Below are 15,997 nucleotides of genomic sequence, written 5' to 3'. Positions count from 1 at the left end.
CGTCACGACGAATGGCCGCCCGCCTGCTCGTCGTCGTCGCCCGTCCCGACGACGAGACTCCGCTCTTGGTCGTCCGGAATGCTCGGGGACGAAGTCGCTCCACGGAGCCGACTCCGCTGTTACGGTCACCGGCATGACGCCCTCGGTAGCCAATGGCCGCGTCGTGGATCTGCGGGTCGAACCGATCGATGAGGTGCTCGATCGCGTCGCACGGACGCTTCAAGTCCGGCTCGACACGGACACGGTGGTACGCAAGCGACGCTCGGTCGGGGCGCGGACGAGCCGCGAGACCTGGGTTCGTGTCGAGCGACGACCTCTGCACAAGGTTCTCGGGCAGGGCTGGAACGGCACCGAGTGTGCCGAGACGCTGACCGGCATCGCCAAGCCCTACTGGCGGCAGTCCGTGTCCTGGCGCGACTCCGTGGACGCCGCGCTGTGGCGGGCGGACGAAACCACCCTGCTGCCCGGGACTCCGGTCAGTACCAGCGTGCTCTCCGCCGATCCGCGCCTTCCGGACGCGTGGTGGAAGGAGTTGGGCACCACGCTGGATTCGCTCGGAAGGCAGCGGACGCGCATCGCGACACCCGACACCGAACCGATCACACAGTCTCTCGTCACCGAGACGATCCGGACCGCCTTTCCGGGCCGGGCCGACGCGGCCGTCCGCCAGTGGCTTCCGGCTCACGCCGACCTCAACTGGGCGAACGTCACCGGTCCGTGCTTCTGCCTGTTCGACTGGGAGGACTGGGGTAACGCGCCACGCGGCCTGGACGCCGCCTCACTACTGGCGGCTTCCATGGCCGTCCCGGCTCTCGCGGAGCGCGTGCGGCGGGAACGACACCACGATCTGGAGAGCCGGGACGGCAAGGTGATGAAGCTGTTCGTGTTCGCGAAATTCGCCGAGCCCGACGCTCATCCGGAGGACCCCCGGGTCGAGCCCGCGCGCCAGGAGGCCGCACGGCTGCTCACCGAGCTTCAAACGACCTGATGCCCGCCCCGCGCCCGAAGAAGCACTCGATACCGAACCAGCAGTTCCTCGTCGATCTCCCGGTTCAGGCAGTCGCGCAACTGCCGGAGGAGCCGACAGGTGCAAAGCAATCATGGCCGGCTCCGTTTGGCAGAAGTCCAGCCGCTCCGCCGCGAACGACACGTGTGTCAAGGTACGTACCGCCAACGGGCTGGTCGAACTGCGCGAGTCCGACACCGGCGACATCATCGTCCGCACCACCCCCACCAAGTTCGCCAAGTTCCTCCAAGGCATCAAGGCCGGCGAGTTCGACCACTTCGGCGGCGGCGCGCAGTGAATCGTTTCGGTGGCCCCTTGCGCCTCGCAAGGGGCCACCGACAACTACGCCCCGCAGACCAGAATCCCGCCGAGGCAGGTCATCCCGAACGACCCCCGTGCCTCGATGACATCAGCAACGATCTCGCCCGCACGGACAACGGTCTCCCGAAGCGGCACACCACACTGCTCGGCCCAGGCCTCGCACGAGCCGAGGTGAACAACAATCGGCGCGGGATCGGCGACCTCGCTGACGCCGGGCAGTCTCCGCACTCGAAGGGTGAGAGTGCGCTTCCCGCACATTCACACGGAGACTCAGGACAACCGGGGAGCGATCGCAGGCCGGTTCGGCCCCCGGGACTGGTGGGCTCGCGTGTTCAGGTGTCGCCTGTTCGCGGCCGAGTCCAACTGGGGCTCGCGCTGAGTGATCAGCGCGAGCCCGACGGACGTCGATCGCTAAGGTTGTCCCGTAACCGCTGGTTGAGTCGCGCGTCCGAGGCTCCGGGTATCAGGGGCCTCGGGCGGATATCGGCGCGACTCCGGACGGACAGCTGTGGCAGCCTGCGGACATGCTGCGTTACCGGCGTCCGAGTTGGACTTCTTCGAAGCCGGCGAGCGCCATCCCGCTTCGGCAAGGAGCCCATCGGCCTGGTTGGATCTCGGCATGACGGATTGGTCGCAACTCAGCCATGCCTACGGTGCCGCCGAGGACATACCGCCCCTGCTGGACCGGATCGCAGCAGAGCCGAGCGCCGAGCTCTGGCACGACCTGTGGTCGGCCTTGTGTCACCAGGGCAGCGTCTACTCGGCCAGCTTCGCAGCACTGCCCTGGCTGGCCGGCACGGCGGAGAGCAGGAACCGGGAACAGGCGGTCAACGCCCTCGTCCTGGCGGGTGCGATCACGGCCGGCGCCGGTCAGCTGCACGGGGCCGGCGACATCCTCTCAGAGCATGCGGCGGAGATCGCGGCACTGCTGAGAACTGTGAATCAGTACCGTCGAACCGCTTCGGACCGCACCGAGTACATCCACCTCATGGAAGCCATGCTGGGCTTCGAAGGTGTCGTGGGCTGGAGTGAAGACCTGGCCTGGGGGCTCGGGAACGAGGAATACGAGATCTCATGCCCAGGCTGCGACGCGAGCTTGTTCATCGTCCTCGGCGAGCGTGGCTTCTTCTCCACCAGCGACGACTATGCACTCTCGGACGGCGACATCGAGACAAGAGCCCTACGACCAGCGGCTCCCGCAGAGCTGGACAGCATCGGCCAACGACTCCATGACATCGCGCTCGCGGACGGGCAACGCGAGGTCGCGCAGACGCTGACCTACGTCTTCGGAAACGCAACCTGCCCTGACTGCGAGACCGACTTCTCGGTCGCTGATCAGATCAGCGCCGATTGGTGAGCCAGTTGGTCGGATCGACTGTCGTCGACCGCAGGCCTTGGACCGCACACTCCTAAATATTGACCAACTCAGGTGAAATGCATCCTCCGATGCACCACCGCGCGACCGCCCTCACCCCGGGCCGTCGCCGGATGGTTGGCCGCGCTGGCTTCGACCTCCTCCGCAAGCGGGTGCTGCTCCGCTCATAGAGCCCAGGTCACCCCGCATCCTCCACAAGCCCGCAACCTTCTGGGAAGCCCTCCAGGAACTCGCGGCGCGAAGGATTGGCCTCTTCTTCAGCCATCGTCCCGAGTAGGTGGATGAACTCGCTGCGCTGATCACTCGACAACCGGCTCACAAGGTGGGCAACGCCCTCCAGGACTTTGACAGCGTCGTCCGGATCCATCTGCTCGTCTTCGCAGCCCTCGATGAACCAGAGAACATCGATCAACGCCTCCGCCAGAGCACGGGTAAGCGACGGGTACACGGGCATCGGAATCTCCCACCAGGCGTCCTTCAGGGTGCGGCCATCCCACCACCTGCCACCGACATCACGGCTGGTGAGCCCGCCACAGAAGTTGAGCCGGAACCGCTTGAAGTGAGTGCCTTCCGTGCGGCTTGAGCGCTGGATGACGGGGAAGCTGACGGCATGAGCCGGCTGTCCGGTGTTCGTAGCTGCTGCGGCGAGGGTCAGACGTTGTACCGGTCGTGCGGGGTGGCCCGCTCCCAGACCGATTCGAAGGCGTCCACGCACAGCTTCGCCACAGCCGGTTCGGTCCGGAGCTCCTTCGGAGGTTCAGCCCAGTCCCCGTCACCGGTGAAGTGGTTGAAGACAACCGTCCCCCCGTCGAAGACCCAGAAGTCGTTTCCCGGAAGTGCCAGGTCCGACGCCTGACGCCTCGGCAACCACCGGACCTGTTCCCCGGACGCGAGGTTGACAACGGTTCCGCCGTACTCGTAGGGGATGAACTGCGGGCTGTCCGCGGTCTGCCCCTCGGTCAGGACGAACGCCGGCGGGCGGCACCTCCGGTCACCGGCGCAATGAACCTTGCTGGTCTGCCCGCCCCTGGAGCGTCCGAGCAGGGCGGCCTTCAGCCGGAGCCTGCGCCGACGCCGGATACGGTGTCGCAGGTGATGGGCTCAGGCGGCGCGGCGGGTGATGATGTTGTAGACGGATGCCCGGTCCTTGGCGAGGGACTCTGAGAAGCTCACCGCCATCTCCCGGAGTTCCTCGATCAAGCCGGTGACCCAGCCCGGTCCGAGGACAGCGACCTCAACGCACTCCCCGCGAAGGGCCAATGTGTTCGTGCTGGGGTGACTCAGGGCCGGGGCAGGGCGCAGGAGGCCGTACTGCCGCGCATGTGCCGCCTGTTCTTCGCCACCAGGGCGTAGACCTGACGGGCGCAGGTTCGTACGCCGGGCAGGCCGGCCGCGGCGGCTGCCAGTTGGTACCGGCGGGCCGATGAGGATCCGACGAATCGAGCCAACGCGTCTGCCCCGCCCGCGCGGACCGCGCCGTTGTGGAAGAGGAGCACCTCCCGGTCCAGCCGCGCCAGGTGTGGGGAGGTGAGCTGCTCCGGCAGAACCTGCCACGGTACGGCTTCGATCTGCGGACCGGCCAGCCGGCGGATCCGATCGATCGTGACTTGGCAGAAGCCGCAGTCCCCGTCGTACGCCAGCACTGGTTCTGTGCTGGCGGCCGCGCCGCTCATCTCGTCTCCGTCCACGGCTGGAACAGTTCCTCGCACATCTTGGCCTCAGCCGGCCGATCCGGGCTGCGCCGGTACGACTGGGCTCTCCCTCTGGGATGGTTCCCCTGCTCCCACGGCAACTGCCCGTTGAAAGGTGCGCCGCCACAGTTGTCCCAGGAATGCGTAGAAGCGGTCCGGCAGGAATACGGCATCCGCGACGATCATGGCTCCGGAGAAGAGCGGAAGACCCATCAGAACGGCGATGCCCACGTGCATCCCGAGCAGCATTGTCAGGACGATGTACTTCAGCCTGCCGAACAGCACGAACGGGAAGGCCACCTGCAACAGCACCGTCATGTAGGTGGCGACGGCGATCAGGATGGGGTGGCTGTCCACCATGAGTGACAACGCCGGCCAGGGCCGGAACAGGTCGAGGTTCATGACGTAGTGGAGGGCAGTCCCGTTTCCCCAGGAGCCGCCCTGCACCTTGTAGAAGCCTGCGGATCCGTAGACGATGCAGACCTGAGCCGCGATGACGACCATGGCGCAGTTGTGCAGCACCGTGCTCAACAGCTTGCGTGTGACGCCGAGTTGATACCAGAAGCCAGGCGCTCTCGGACCTGACACCGAGTGCTCTGCATCGCCCGAGGCTACGAGGCGTGTCCTCCGCGCGTCGAGGGACCAGCGTCGGCCGCAGGCAGTCAAGGAGAGGTACACGGCCATGAGGAGGATGAGGTTGTCTCCCCCGTCCGTCATGAAGATGGCCCGCGCATGGAACGAGGTCACCACGACCGCGAACAGGAGCGACACCATCCTGGTCCGCCAACCCAGGACGAACAGTACGGACGTGACGACAGCCGTCGCATAGCAGATCTCGAAGTACGCCTGACTGTCAGACAGGGTAAGAATGCTGAACCAGCCGGTCTGATCGAACAGTTGCCTCGCCAGGGCGGGCGTCCACGGCGAACCAGGACCCCAGATCTCGTCGCGGTGCGGGAACTCCCTCAGCAGGAAGGCCAGGTAGAGCAGGCCGTACCCGATGCGCAGCACTGCCGCCGCGTACAGGGACATCGGTCGATCGGTCACGGCGCTGCCCAGCGCGCCGATTCGGCGGGGCATCCGTTGGCTGCCGGCGTCACCGTTCCGCAGGGCCGTGTGGCGCGGAGAGAGCGCCGGAACTGGAGTCTGCTCAGTTTCCATTGGATGCCACCTTCCACCAGGGCAGGTACCTGGTGTCGACCGAGGCTGGTGCGGTCGGGCGCGGACCGCCCGGCGTGGTGGGCGCCGCGATGGGCCGAGTAATCACCCGCAACTGGATGGCCTCATACGTAACGTTCTGATGGACGGCGAGTCGCTCCACCGCAATGTTGCGAAGGTATCTCCGCAACATCACAGCCCGCTCGGAGTGCGGCTGGTCGTCGCTTCCATACGCTTCGAGATAAGCGATCCAGGATCGACGCAGCATGTTCTGCGTTGTATGGCTCGGGAAGACGTTGTGCTCGACGTCGGAGTCGTCGACGGCGGTCAGGTCGAACCAGTCACTGACCTCGCGGTTACCATCCGCTGAGGTCCGCTCGGTTCTCACGGAAATCTGCCGAGTCACGGACTCCGGGTCCGGAGCGAACAGCCGCCAGTTCTGCTCGAACAACGGGAAGATCCACGCATTGAGCTGCCTGCCGTAGTACTGGGACAGTTGGTTCGAGGGAGCTACATACAGAAATACCAGCAGCACGTGGACGAGGGATGTTGCCAGGCACAGAGCCACAGCGACGACTGCGGCCGCCCCCAACGGGCGCGACAGTCCTGACAGGCCGGCAAGCTGCTCGCCGGACTCGGTGACGGACGGCTGCGTGCCCTGCACCACGTCGGCGGGGATGCCGTCGTCGGCCGGTTGGCGGCCCGCTTCCTTCGTCTTCACGGACTCTGTGCCGCCCATCGCACGACTGGGCCCCGTCCTTACCACTGTGACTGCTCCCTAGACTCTGCTTGCCTTGAGCGTCTTGGGGCGCGCGACAGGGTCCATGACGATCCGCCGCGCGCCACCAGTTTTTGCGTCTGTCAAGCAGGCTGCCACCTCGGACGCAGCCCCCGAGGGCCGCACTCCGGAGCCGCATTCACGCACGAGGGCCTCTGCTCATGGCCCGCCTGTCGTGGTGCCCACCTGACTTCCCGAATCAGCTACGAGTTCACGGGCTCGCCCCACTTGTCGTCGCACGGAGAACACCCCTGCTCGCCGTGCTCTCCGTGGTCACCATGCTCGCCGTGCTCTCCGTGCTCTCCGTGCTCTCCGTGGTCACCATGCCCTCCGTGGTCACCGTGCTCGCCGTGGTTACCGCCTGTGGTAGCGCCGGTGATGCCACCGATCGCGGAAGCGCCGGTGATGCCACCCGCCGTGGTACTACCAGTGGTGTTGCCGGCGACCGCGCCGCCCAGGAGACCGCTTGTCGTGCCACCCGTGGTAAGCACACCGCCGAGCACACCGCCGAGGAGACCGCCTGTGGTACTGCCAGTGGTACCAGCAGTGGTGGTACCGGCAGTGGTACCGGCAGTGGTGGTACCGGCAGTGGTACCGGCAGTGGTAGTACCGGCAGTTGTACCGCCAGTGGTGGTCGTTGGGCAGCTGGGCAGGGTGATCCGGTTGGTGTCCAGCGTCACGGAGCCGTTGCGAGCCAGCGCTCGGCCATCGATGCTCGCGCTGGTGTTAAGTCCGATCGAGGTCAGTGCCAGGATGTTGCCTACGAAGGTGGTGTTGGTGCCGAGCGTGGCAGAACTTCCGATCTGCCAGTAGACGTTGCACGGCGCAGCACCGTTGATCAGGAGCACACGGCTGGCGGATGCCGTCGTCAGGGTCGATCCGACCTGGAAGACCCAGACCGCGTTGGGGTTACCCTGCGCGTCAAGCGTGAGGGTGCCCGTGAGGTCGATGGAAGAAGAGGCGGTGTAGACACCCGGAACAAGCGTCAGGCCACCGAGGTCTCCAGGGGAGGTGAGGGTGACATTCGTGGCCTGGCTCGCGGCGTTGTTGTACGCCGTGGTCAGATCGGTCTGGGCCTGAAGCGCGACCGCATCCGCCTGGTGAATGGCCCCGCTCACCAAACCAGGCGGAAACCCGGTGATTGACGAACCCGGGCTCACTCCGAGGTCTCCGGTGATGGCGGAGGGACCGGTGTTGGTGACGGACTGGCCACCCAGAACCGCGAAGCTGCTCGCCGTCCCCAGGGGAACGGCCGTGGCAATGGCATGAGCCGGCAGCAGCGATGTCGTGATTGCGGCAGCGACGATGAACACGACCGTCGCGACCCAAGTCGAAATTGCGCGCCAGTTAAGCGCGCCAGAGATGTTCAGTGTCATCTAAAAGCCTATTTCTGTGGGGAAATATGGCAGGTTCGCGATCATCGATCTCCGACGACCTGACACTCCCTTCCCGTCGGCAGGCATCGTAGATTTCGACGACCCATCCCTCATTCGCCCAGGGAAGAGGTTCGACTTTATATTAGCCGACACCGAAGATCTGCACGCGATCCATACGGGTGATTTCCGAATGAATTGCCACTCATGGTCACATAATCAAATAGATATGCTTGGCGATCGCCCTCCACCCAGTTACACCGAGTCGACAACGGCCTAGGGTGCGTATTTGATTGTAATCAATCTGCGGGATTCACCCTCGTGGCGGGCCCTGGTCTGGTAGATCGTTTTGTGTGACGCGAGTGCAACTGACGGATGCGGAGTGGGAGTTCATCGAGCCGTACCTGCTGATCGGCGAGTACGGCCCGTACCCGGAGCGGCTGCGGCAGCAGTTCGAGGGCGTGATCTGGCGATTCCGGACGGGCGGGCAGTGGCGGGAGATGCGGCAAGGGCGGCCGGCCCGTCGGCCACGACGCCGAGCTCTACAAGGACCGGAACACCGTCGAGCGCCTGATCAACAAGCTGAAGACCTGGCGAGGCATCGCCACCCGATATGACAAGACCCCGGAAAGCTACCTCGCAGGCCTCCACCTCCACGCCTCGATGATCTGGATCAAAGACCTCACCCGGACCGCCTCTTGATCACAATCAAATACGCGCCTAGTGGTCGGCTCCGTAAATCCTTCGGGGGTTGACTGTGGAGCCTGTGTTGTGTGTGGTGCGGGGTCAGATGCTGGGGTCGGTGAGGTAGAGGCCGCAGGCGCAGTCGAGGGCGTCTTCGGGGGTGCCGGCGAAGCCGCTGGTGGGCAGGATGGCGTCTTGGTGCTCGTCGGTGCTCGCGAGGTAGAGGGCGAAGCCCCAGGTACTGGCGGATCCGCCGTAGCGCAGACGCATCTGTTCGCCGTCATTCAATCGAGGCGTTTGACAGCGAACCCAGTCGTTCAGGCTTCCTTGTCAGCGAACCGGTCGCTCTTCGGCCCGATGCCTTCGATCCTGGTCGGAGTTCCGTCCGGGGCGAACGAGTGGTGGAAGGTGAAGGCGTGCGGCGCGGAGCCGTGGTCGTGGAGGTGTTCCAGCCTGGAAACCCCGTCCTGCCAGGTGGGTGTCACGCCGTCGGAGACCCACCAGAACACGTAAGCCGGGTGTCCTGTCCTCTCGAACCAGTCGTAACGCCTGTTCAGCGCCTCACGGTGCAGACCGGTGTAGATGGCGTCGAAGGCGGGGCGCAGGTCGGCCCAGAGTGAGAGTGTCGCGGCCAGGGCGATGGTTTCCACCGTGTGGCCCTTGCCGTACCAGGTCGGTACGACGAACTCTCCCCACGCACCCCAGTCCAGGTCGAAGTGTGTGCCCTGGCCGCCGTCCGCCGCTTCGGCATGAGCGAGGTATCCGGGGTGCCGGCTGATCTTCCGGTAGATGGCCTCGCCGCTGTCGTGGAGTTCGCGTGTGAGAGGTGCGGGATCGGCGAGAGGTGACTGCAGGACGCCGAATGTGTACAGCGCAAGACGGGGCATGCGTCTCTCCCTGGTTGGGGGGGTGCCTGGTGTGGACCTGGTTCGGTGGCTTGGGCATGGGGGCGAGGATTCGTGGGGCGTGACCGACTCGTCCCGTCGCGGGTGGCTCGGCCTGAAGGAACTCCTGTGCGGCCGTGGGCGATCGCCGAAGACCAGGTGAAGATAGCTGCCTCTGCGGCCCATGTCGAAGTTGCGTTTTTCCTGCCCAAGTGGCCTCTTGCACCGGTCATTACGGGGGCTGGGGCGGTGACGGGCGGGGCAGGCTGCGGGTGCGGGCACAGTGGTGCTGCACGCCGCGCGTGGACGCTCCAACGCATGCATCGCCCGGGAGACGGGGCTGCATTTGGACACCGTGCGCCGCTGGCGTGGCCGGTTCGCCCAGGCGGGCCTGCCCGGGCTCGAAGACCGTCAACGCTGCGGCCGTCCCGCCTCGTTCACACCGCTGCAGGCCGCTGAGGTCAGGGCGCCGACCTGCCGGCTGCCTGCCGAGAGTGAAGTACCGCTCTCACGCTGGTCGTGCCCGGAACTGGCCCGCGAGGCCGCCCGGCGGGGCATCGCCCCGTTCATGTCGGCGTCGACCGTGCGCCGCCGGCTCGCCCAGGACGCGCTCAAACCCTGGCAGCACCGCTCCTGGATCTTCATCCCGGAGGTAATCGCACTGCCGATCCTGTCCGGGCCGCTGCCGTACCTTGAGTGGATCACCCGGGAGACCCGGCCCGCTGAGGGCCAGTGCTCTGACCGCATAGACGCCGGGTTGATTCAGTCGGGACCGGTCCAGCAGTCCGAGTAGCCTCGCCCTGTGGTGGATCAAGAGGAGTACGTCCGGTATCGGGAAGACTCGAAGGTGCTGGCAGCGATCGGGGAGCATGTCGACGCCCAGGTCGGCCGTGTCACGGTGCGACTGCCCAGGGCTGTGGCCGAGGCCGCGGTGGCCGCTTGGGAGCGTGACGAGTTGGGTGACCTCGGTGAGGAGACCCATGAGCAGTACGAGCTGCGGGGCCAGGCTGGTGATCTGGCACTGATCGGCCTTGAGATCTCGGAGCGCGGCCGCTGGGAGGGCGAGGAGGTCGTCATCGACCTGCATGTCGCCTTCGCGGGGGCAGCCTCGCGGGCGTCGCTGTAGTCAGGCCGCAGCGGCCACCGGTCTCCGCCCTGCGGATAGCCGCTCATCCCTGGCTGCGTCAACGGCACGCAGCGGCCGCGTCCGGCTCCGTTTGTGTACCGACCGATGGCCGGGGCCGCGCGGGTGAATGCGCGCTGAGACACGCTGCTGCGGCTTGACGATCGTGGTGATGACCACCGAAACGGACATTTTCGACGTCGGGTGCTGCGAGGCTGTGGGGGCGAGCCTCGCAGCACCCGCATGGAACAAGGGGCGGAGGCCAGGAGACGGATCTCAGCCCGTAGGCACCTTCGAGGAGTGGTGGTTGATGATCAGCCAGTGGCCGCCACGCAACTCGTACACGTAGGTGTAGCGGGCGTTGATCGTACTCTTGCTGCCGTCCTTGTCGGTCAGCGTGAACTGGTAGAGGCCCGTGTCGATGGCGCTCGTATCGTTCAGGATGTTGATGTACCGCTCCTGGATCTTTCCGACGGGCTTGCTCTCCAGAAATTTCGTGAAGTAATCGACGATCCCGGCGCGGGTGGTGCGGATGCTTGCGACGGTGGGCAGCAGCACGGCGCCCGGGGCGTAGAGATCCGCGACACGGTTCGGGTCGCCGGTGGCCAGTGCCGCGTTCCAGCCGTCGAACAGGGCGGCGATCTGCCCTGGAGTGGGCGGCGTGACGGTGGCGGGCTGCGCGGTGCCTGCCAGAGTACTGTGCGTCACGGCAGGCCGTACGTCGCTTCCGGCCGCGTACGTCGCTCCGGTTCCCGTGAACAGCACAGCGGCGGTGACCGCGATCGCGGCATAGTGCGTGCGTCTCATTCAGCACCTCCTGGGTCATCGGTGGTCGAACGGACGGCTTCACCCAGCCTCGCCCAGCGCAGTCGATCTCGCATGCCGACAGGACTGGTGTCCAGCGGCACTTGAGCTGGGTGCGCGGAAAGACCCGGAGATTCGATCAGCCGGTGCCGGACCCACGCACGGCATGCTCCCAGAGGTCCAGCCCGGCTCGGAGGAGTTCGCGCACGGCTGCGGTCTCCTCGTCCGTCCAGGCTCCCTCGCCGGCGGTCGGTTCGAGAGCGTCACCGCCGAATATCTTTTCGTAGGCGCTGTCGTGGATTGATCCCTGGGAGGGAAGGGGCGGGCCGGCCTTCAGGCTGCGGGAGAGGTCTTCGAAGAAGTTCCACGCCTCCAACAGCAGTCCTGCCGACACCGAGTCAAGGTCGGGGTGCTCGACCCATCGCCGTACGACGGCCAGATCGAGAGTGCCTTCGCCCTCCCAGATGAGCTCCCGGTCGTTGCGCTCACAGTATTCCCGCAGCGTCTTGAGGTCTTGGAACGCGAGGAGTCCTCCGAGGTCGTCAACGAGGAGCTCATCGGGTGCATCGCCCTCGCCGGGCCGCCAGATCAGCGTCAGGTCCCCTCTCCTGGTCACGATGCGGTACGGAAAGTAGTCAGCCATGCGGGTCTCCCGTGGTGTCGCGGCGACACTCGCCGCGTGGGTCATCCTGCCCGCAATGATCGTCGCGTGGTGACGTCGGATCAGATGGAGCTGTGGGGTGCGGAGCCGGCGGTTCGGCGAGTCCCAGGCCGGTACCGCCGTCGTGCGGTTGCCGGACGCCCCAGGCGCCCGCTGAGCACGCCGCTTCGCCGTCGGCGCCCCCTTCAGGCCGACTTCCTCGACCTGAAGGGGTGACGCCCTCGCGGGCCGGTCGCCCGGTCACCGGAGTACTGGCCCAGAGCTGGTCCAACCCGCGCTTGTCCGTGTCGCTGTTGGCCGAGACGACCAGGACACCACCTGGCCGAAGGACTCCCGGGCCGCGGTCGCGGCGCCCGGTCGGCGGACCGGACGCCGCTGCCGCTCACCTCGGGCCGGTGAGGTGACCGTCCGGCCAAGGTGCCGGGCGAGGAACCGGACCGCGCTGTCGGCCCCGAACCTGGGCATGTCGAAGTGCTGGCCCGCGTTGGCGTGCGACGTCCTCTCCTTCGAGGCGAAGGCGTCGAACAGCGCGAGGCCGGCCTCGCGCGGGATGCGCTCGTTGTCCCACGGCATGGCGAACTCGATCGGGACGGTGATCTGCTTCGCCGTCTCGACCAGGGCATCGGGCCACATCATGCGGAGTCGCACTCCGTGAAGAACCTGCCGGTGGTTCAGGAATCCTGTCGCCCCGAGCCGTCGGTGCCGTCGGTGCCGTCGGTGCCATCGGCGTCGACGGCAGTGGCGTCGCTCAAGTCCTCCACTTTCAACGGCCGTTGCCCGTTGAACACGATCACGAGACCGTAGGGGTCGCAGATGGGCATACGCCCCTCGGCGAAACGCAGGTGCCACTCGTCGATGTAGAAGTTGAGCTGCGGGGAATCCAGAGGAAAGTCTGCGACAGGCAGGCCGCGGTAGGACTCCGACTCCGCTTCGGTGAGACCGAAGAAAGCCGGGTCGGCCTCCAACGCCTCGCGCACGAAGCGGAGCCCCGTCTCAAGGTAGTGGTCGAGCCTGCCGAGTACCTCGCCGACCAGGAGAAGATCGGCCTGGTCGATGTCGTCGGTACCTTCGAGCAGAATGTTGGCCTCGACGGGGGCACCGTACAGTGTGCTCCTCGGCACCTGTGCCACACTCCAGACCCTCAGCTCATCGGGCCCCCGGTCGAAGAGCAGCCGTCCGATGCCGCTGCGGAAGACGTTCGAGGACACGGTGACTCCATCTCGCGAAACTCGGGGCGCGGTCGCCGGCTCGCCTGCGTCGGTCGCGACGACGACGGAAACGAACAACGGTACCCCGGCATGCGACTCCGGGCTCCTCGGAGCCGGGGTTCACGGCGGGGCCCTCCGCCTCCGCGAGGATGACCGCCGAGATGTCCATCCCCACGACCCGGAGTCCGAACATGCCCACCGCACCCGTGATCCTGAGCGGCACCCCCGGTTCGTTCGCCCGGGGCGTCTTCCACGAGCGGCACCCGAAGCTCATCCAGCAGGTGCTCGACGCACTGCCTTACGGGCCGTTCGAGCGAACCGCGATCGAAGAACTCCTCGCCGAGAGCACCAGCGGTGTGCTGGAGCCGCTCGACGAGAGTGCCCACGATCACCAGCAGTGGCTGGAGTGGGGCGGCGAGGGCGTGTTCGGACGGCCGTGGAGCGAGGCGCCGTTCCTGTGGGCCGAGAGCTACTTCTACCGCAGGCTGCTCGAAGCCACCGGCTTCTTCCGGCCCGGGACTTGGCAGGGCATCGACCCGTTCGCACCGTTCAAGCACGCCGAACTCGCCGGCCCGGCCGTCGACGCCGAGCTGGCGGCCCTCAGCGGCCTGCCCTCTCTGGCCACCGAGAAGCGGGGCGAGGTGCTGCTCGCGTCGGCGCTCTGGGGCAACCGGGCCGACCTCGGTTTCCAGATCACCGCCTCGGCCGACGACGCCCTGCTGCCCGCGCTGATCGCCGACGACGGCCCGCTCCTGTGGTCCATGCTCGCGGCCGCGCGCGACCCGAGGGTCTGCGTCGTCGCGGACAACGCCGGCCGGGAGCTGCTGCCCGACCTCGTCCTGATCGACCACCTCCTCGCGAGCGGGATCGCCGCCGAGGTCGTCCTGTACGTCAAGCCTTTCCCCTACTACGTGTCGGACGCGACCACCGCGGACGTCCTCGCGACCGTCGACCGACTCCGCAGCGGCCCGGGCCGGGAAGCGGAACTGATTGGCCGCCGGCTCTGGCAGGCGATGAACAGCGGCACCCTCACGGTCCGCACGCACCAGTTCTTCTGCGCGCCGCTGCCGTTCCACGACATGCCCGCCGATCTCAGCAGCGAGCTCTCCGGCGCCACGCTGACGATCACCAAGGGCGACCTCAACTACCGCCGCCTCGTCGGGGACCAGCTCTGGGACGCCACGGTCCCGTTCGCCGAGCGGGTCGGCCACTTCCCCTCCCCTGTGGCAGCGCTCCGCACGTTGAAGTCGGACGTCATCGTCGGTCTGGACGGACCGGTGGTCGCCGGGCTGGAGGCCACGGGGGAGCCGTGGCGGACCAGCGGCAAGTACGGCATCATCCAGGTCCACGCCCAGGCGTGACCCGTGCGGGGCACCCGGATGCCCTCCGGGACCGGCTGGAACTGCGGGCTGTCATGGCGCTGGCCGGCGGTGACGCGCAGCGACAGTGGCTTCTGCCCCCGTTCCACAGCCAGGTGCAGCTTGGTGGTCAGCCCGCCGCGCGACCGCCCGAGGCCATGGTCATCCGGTTCGGTAAACGTGCACAGCGGAAAGTGCCTGGAGGTCGCGGACTGGCGGACCGACAACGGCGCACCGGTCCGCCAGTGGGACTGCACCCGCGGTATGAAGCAGAGTTGGAGCTGGGAGCGCAACAGCCCCAGCGGGGGCTGGCGAATCACCAACGGCCACCGCGTTCTCGTGCTGGAGATGGGCGGCTGGGCCACCAACAACGGTGCCACCGCCGATCAGTGGGCGTCCACCGGCGGCGCCAACCAGAAGTGGTCGGCGATCGCGCGCTGATCTTCGTCAGTGCCCGGCCGGCTCCCGCAGCGTGGATCCTCGGCGCGGACGTGGCCGCGGACCGGTACGGCCCCGAGATGCCCTGGGTGCGAAGGCGCGCACCATGGGTCATGACGAGACCCGGGGCGCGCGGCGTCGCGGAGTTCCGCCGGTGGCCCCTCGCTCATCCGAGCGAGGGGCCACCCTGTTACGACGTGACGTCAGTTGTGGTTGCCGCCGCGCCGCTTGCGGGTGATCAGGACGAGGGCGCCGCCGAGGAGGAGGACACCGCCGCCGGCCGCCGCGATGGCGGGGGTGGCGTCGCTGCTACCGGTCTGGGCGAGCACCGGGCCGGGGGTGGTGGGCACCGGGGTGGGCGTCCGGCTGGGCGTGGGCGTCGCCGTGGGCGTCGGGGTCCGGGTGGGCGTGGGCGTGGGGGTCGGGGTGAGTGTCGGTGTGGGCGTGGGGGTCTTGGTGGGCGTAGGCGTCGGCGTCGGCGTGGGGGTCGGAGTCGGAGTCGGGGTCGGGGTCGGAGTCGGGGTGTGGCAGACCTCGATCGTCCTGGTCTCCGTCTTGTTCCAGTCGCTGTTCTTCGGGTCCTCGGTGGTCGTGACCACAAAGGTCGCGGTGACCGGCGCGGAGTGGTCCTTCACCGGGAAGGCACCGTGGTACTCCTTGCCGAACTCCTTCTGGTCGAGCACCTTTTCGCCGTCGATGGTGAGGCTGACGGTGTTCTTCACACCGTTCGTGTCGCTGTAATTGGTCAGGTCGATCACGACCTTGTCGCAGCTCGTCGTCCACGTGGGAATGTGCGCCGAGGCGTTGGTCGCCAGGGCCACGGGCAGGAGGACGGCGGCCGCCGCCGTTCCCGCGAGTGCCGCGCTCCTGATGCCGAGCTGCCGCTGCTGTCGCGCCATTTCGTTGTCCCCTCCGAACGGTCTTGTGCAGCAGGCTTGTTGAGTGGTCAGGCGGTGGCCCGCTACGGCTGTCCGGGGGGACTCTACCGGCACCCCCGCACCTCACCACACCCCGTCGTACGGCCGGATTTCGTCTGTCCGTCCGCCCCCGGATGTGCATGGCCAGCCCATCACACCCGTCACCTCGCACAACACCGATTCGGCAAACTTGAATGGATTCCGTCACACCGGCCAAA

The 15,997-nt window shown here is 67.0% G+C and carries 19 protein-coding genes and 4 pseudogenes; 9 read left to right on the top strand and 14 right to left on the bottom strand.

Translation table 11 applies throughout. The features are described 5' to 3' along the window. Positions 1–133: 133 nt before the first annotated feature. The 3 genes from ACIP82_RS16275 to ACIP82_RS16265 all read left to right on the top strand — a co-directional run bounded on the left by ACIP82_RS16275 (position 134) and on the right by ACIP82_RS16265 (position 2,684). On the top strand, positions 134–988 hold the full coding sequence (locus tag ACIP82_RS16275) for a hypothetical protein (RefSeq protein ID WP_400653830.1): 855 nt from the start codon (positions 134–136) through the stop codon (positions 986–988). Between the two features lie 112 nt (positions 989–1,100). Further along, entirely contained in the window at positions 1,101–1,304 is a 204-nt protein-coding gene (locus ACIP82_RS16270) for a DUF397 domain-containing protein (protein WP_400653828.1), read from the top strand. A gap of 570 nt (positions 1,305–1,874) precedes the next feature. Next, on the top strand, positions 1,875–2,684 hold the full coding sequence (locus ACIP82_RS16265; protein ID WP_400653826.1) for a hypothetical protein: 810 nt from the start codon (positions 1,875–1,877) through the stop codon (positions 2,682–2,684). Between the two features lie 196 nt (positions 2,685–2,880). On the opposite strand, the gene ACIP82_RS16260 is transcribed toward ACIP82_RS16265, so the two are convergent. From ACIP82_RS16260 to ACIP82_RS16235, 6 genes and pseudogenes are all read right to left on the bottom strand, one after another. Further along, on the bottom strand, positions 2,881–3,156 hold the full coding sequence (locus ACIP82_RS16260; protein ID WP_400653824.1) for a hypothetical protein: 276 nt from the start codon (positions 3,154–3,156) through the stop codon (positions 2,881–2,883). A 197-nt stretch (positions 3,157–3,353) separates the two neighbouring features. After that, positions 3,354–3,632 (bottom strand): annotated as a pseudogene (locus ACIP82_RS16255) (DUF6879 family protein); the annotation flags it as partial. Positions 3,633–3,982: 350 nt separating this feature from the next. Beyond that, positions 3,983–4,390 (bottom strand): thiol-disulfide oxidoreductase DCC family protein, encoded by a 408-nt coding sequence (locus ACIP82_RS16250; RefSeq protein WP_400653822.1) that lies wholly within the window; start codon positions 4,388–4,390, stop codon positions 3,983–3,985. Between the two features lie 30 nt (positions 4,391–4,420). Next, positions 4,421–5,554, bottom strand: coding sequence for an HTTM domain-containing protein (locus ACIP82_RS16245; RefSeq protein WP_400653820.1), 1,134 nt, complete (start codon positions 5,552–5,554; stop codon positions 4,421–4,423). After that, positions 5,544–6,272, bottom strand: coding sequence for a DUF5819 family protein (locus ACIP82_RS16240; RefSeq protein WP_400653818.1), 729 nt, complete (start codon positions 6,270–6,272; stop codon positions 5,544–5,546). Before ACIP82_RS16240 ends, ACIP82_RS16245 begins: the two co-directional genes overlap by 11 nt. 260 nt (positions 6,273–6,532) lie before the next feature. Further along, complete coding sequence (locus ACIP82_RS16235; RefSeq protein ID WP_400653816.1) at positions 6,533–7,705, bottom strand: ice-binding family protein; 1,173 nt, start codon at positions 7,703–7,705, stop codon at positions 6,533–6,535. Between the two features lie 350 nt (positions 7,706–8,055). Between ACIP82_RS16235 and ACIP82_RS16230 the strand changes: the two are divergent. Next, positions 8,056–8,157: pseudogene (locus tag ACIP82_RS16230) on the top strand (hypothetical protein); the annotation flags it as partial. Between the two features lie 52 nt (positions 8,158–8,209). Next, positions 8,210–8,404: pseudogene (locus ACIP82_RS16225) on the top strand (hypothetical protein); the annotation flags it as partial. Positions 8,405–8,488: 84 nt separating this feature from the next. On the opposite strand, the gene ACIP82_RS16220 reads toward ACIP82_RS16225, so the two are convergent. Both ACIP82_RS16220 and ACIP82_RS16215 read right to left on the bottom strand, forming a co-directional pair. Further along, the gene (locus tag ACIP82_RS16220) at positions 8,489–8,656 is read right to left on the bottom strand and encodes a hypothetical protein (protein ID WP_400653814.1); all 168 of its coding nucleotides are present in this window, start codon (positions 8,654–8,656) and stop codon (positions 8,489–8,491) included. 47 nt (positions 8,657–8,703) lie between these two features. After that, positions 8,704–9,273, bottom strand: coding sequence for a DUF3291 domain-containing protein (locus ACIP82_RS16215; protein ID WP_400653812.1), 570 nt, complete (start codon positions 9,271–9,273; stop codon positions 8,704–8,706). A gap of 280 nt (positions 9,274–9,553) precedes the next feature. Here ACIP82_RS16215 and ACIP82_RS16210 point away from each other — a divergent pair, with 280 nt between their 5' ends. Continuing rightward, positions 9,554–10,063 carry a helix-turn-helix domain-containing protein gene (locus ACIP82_RS16210; protein WP_400653810.1) on the top strand — a complete coding sequence of 170 codons (510 nt, stop codon included), beginning with the start codon at positions 9,554–9,556 and terminating at the stop codon, positions 10,061–10,063. Between the two features lie 9 nt (positions 10,064–10,072). Next, on the top strand, positions 10,073–10,396 hold the full coding sequence (locus tag ACIP82_RS16205; protein ID WP_363611994.1) for a hypothetical protein: 324 nt from the start codon (positions 10,073–10,075) through the stop codon (positions 10,394–10,396). Positions 10,397–10,669: 273 nt separating this feature from the next. Here ACIP82_RS16205 and ACIP82_RS16200 read toward each other — a convergent pair whose 3' ends face one another. From ACIP82_RS16200 to ACIP82_RS16185, 4 genes are all read right to left on the bottom strand, one after another. Continuing rightward, positions 10,670–11,200 (bottom strand): SgcJ/EcaC family oxidoreductase, encoded by a 531-nt coding sequence (locus ACIP82_RS16200; protein WP_363611992.1) that lies wholly within the window; start codon positions 11,198–11,200, stop codon positions 10,670–10,672. 136 nt (positions 11,201–11,336) lie between these two features. Then, entirely contained in the window at positions 11,337–11,840 is a 504-nt protein-coding gene (locus ACIP82_RS16195) for a hypothetical protein (RefSeq protein WP_363611990.1), read from the bottom strand. Between the two features lie 258 nt (positions 11,841–12,098). Beyond that, positions 12,099–12,494, bottom strand: coding sequence for a hypothetical protein (locus ACIP82_RS16190; RefSeq protein ID WP_400653807.1), 396 nt, complete (start codon positions 12,492–12,494; stop codon positions 12,099–12,101). A gap of 35 nt (positions 12,495–12,529) precedes the next feature. After that, entirely contained in the window at positions 12,530–13,066 is a 537-nt protein-coding gene (locus tag ACIP82_RS16185) for a hypothetical protein (protein WP_400653805.1), read from the bottom strand. A 191-nt stretch (positions 13,067–13,257) separates the two neighbouring features. Between ACIP82_RS16185 and ACIP82_RS16180 the strand changes: the two genes are divergently transcribed. Then, positions 13,258–14,427, top strand: coding sequence for a damage-control phosphatase ARMT1 family protein (locus ACIP82_RS16180; protein ID WP_400653803.1), 1,170 nt, complete (start codon positions 13,258–13,260; stop codon positions 14,425–14,427). 11 nt (positions 14,428–14,438) lie between these two features. Here the strand turns inward: ACIP82_RS16180 and ACIP82_RS16175 are convergent. Continuing rightward, a pseudogene (locus ACIP82_RS16175) lies at positions 14,439–14,579 on the bottom strand (IS5/IS1182 family transposase); the annotation flags it as partial. Between the two features lie 25 nt (positions 14,580–14,604). On the opposite strand from ACIP82_RS16175, the gene ACIP82_RS16170 reads away from it, so the two are divergent. Further along, positions 14,605–14,865: an RICIN domain-containing protein gene (locus tag ACIP82_RS16170; protein WP_400653801.1), complete on the top strand. Its 261-nt coding sequence runs from the start codon at positions 14,605–14,607 to the stop codon at positions 14,863–14,865. Between the two features lie 200 nt (positions 14,866–15,065). On the opposite strand, the gene ACIP82_RS16165 is transcribed toward ACIP82_RS16170, so the two are convergent. Next, positions 15,066–15,761 carry an LAETG motif-containing sortase-dependent surface protein gene (locus ACIP82_RS16165; RefSeq protein WP_400653799.1) on the bottom strand — a complete coding sequence of 232 codons (696 nt, stop codon included), beginning with the start codon at positions 15,759–15,761 and terminating at the stop codon, positions 15,066–15,068. Between the last annotated feature and the right edge of the window lie 236 nt (positions 15,762–15,997).

It is taken from the genome of Kitasatospora sp. NPDC088548, from assembly GCF_044753005.1.
Lineage (GTDB): Bacteria > Actinomycetota > Actinomycetes > Streptomycetales > Streptomycetaceae > Kitasatospora.
Note: the sequence above shows the minus strand (reverse complement) of the source record. Positions and strands in the feature narration are given on the sequence as shown.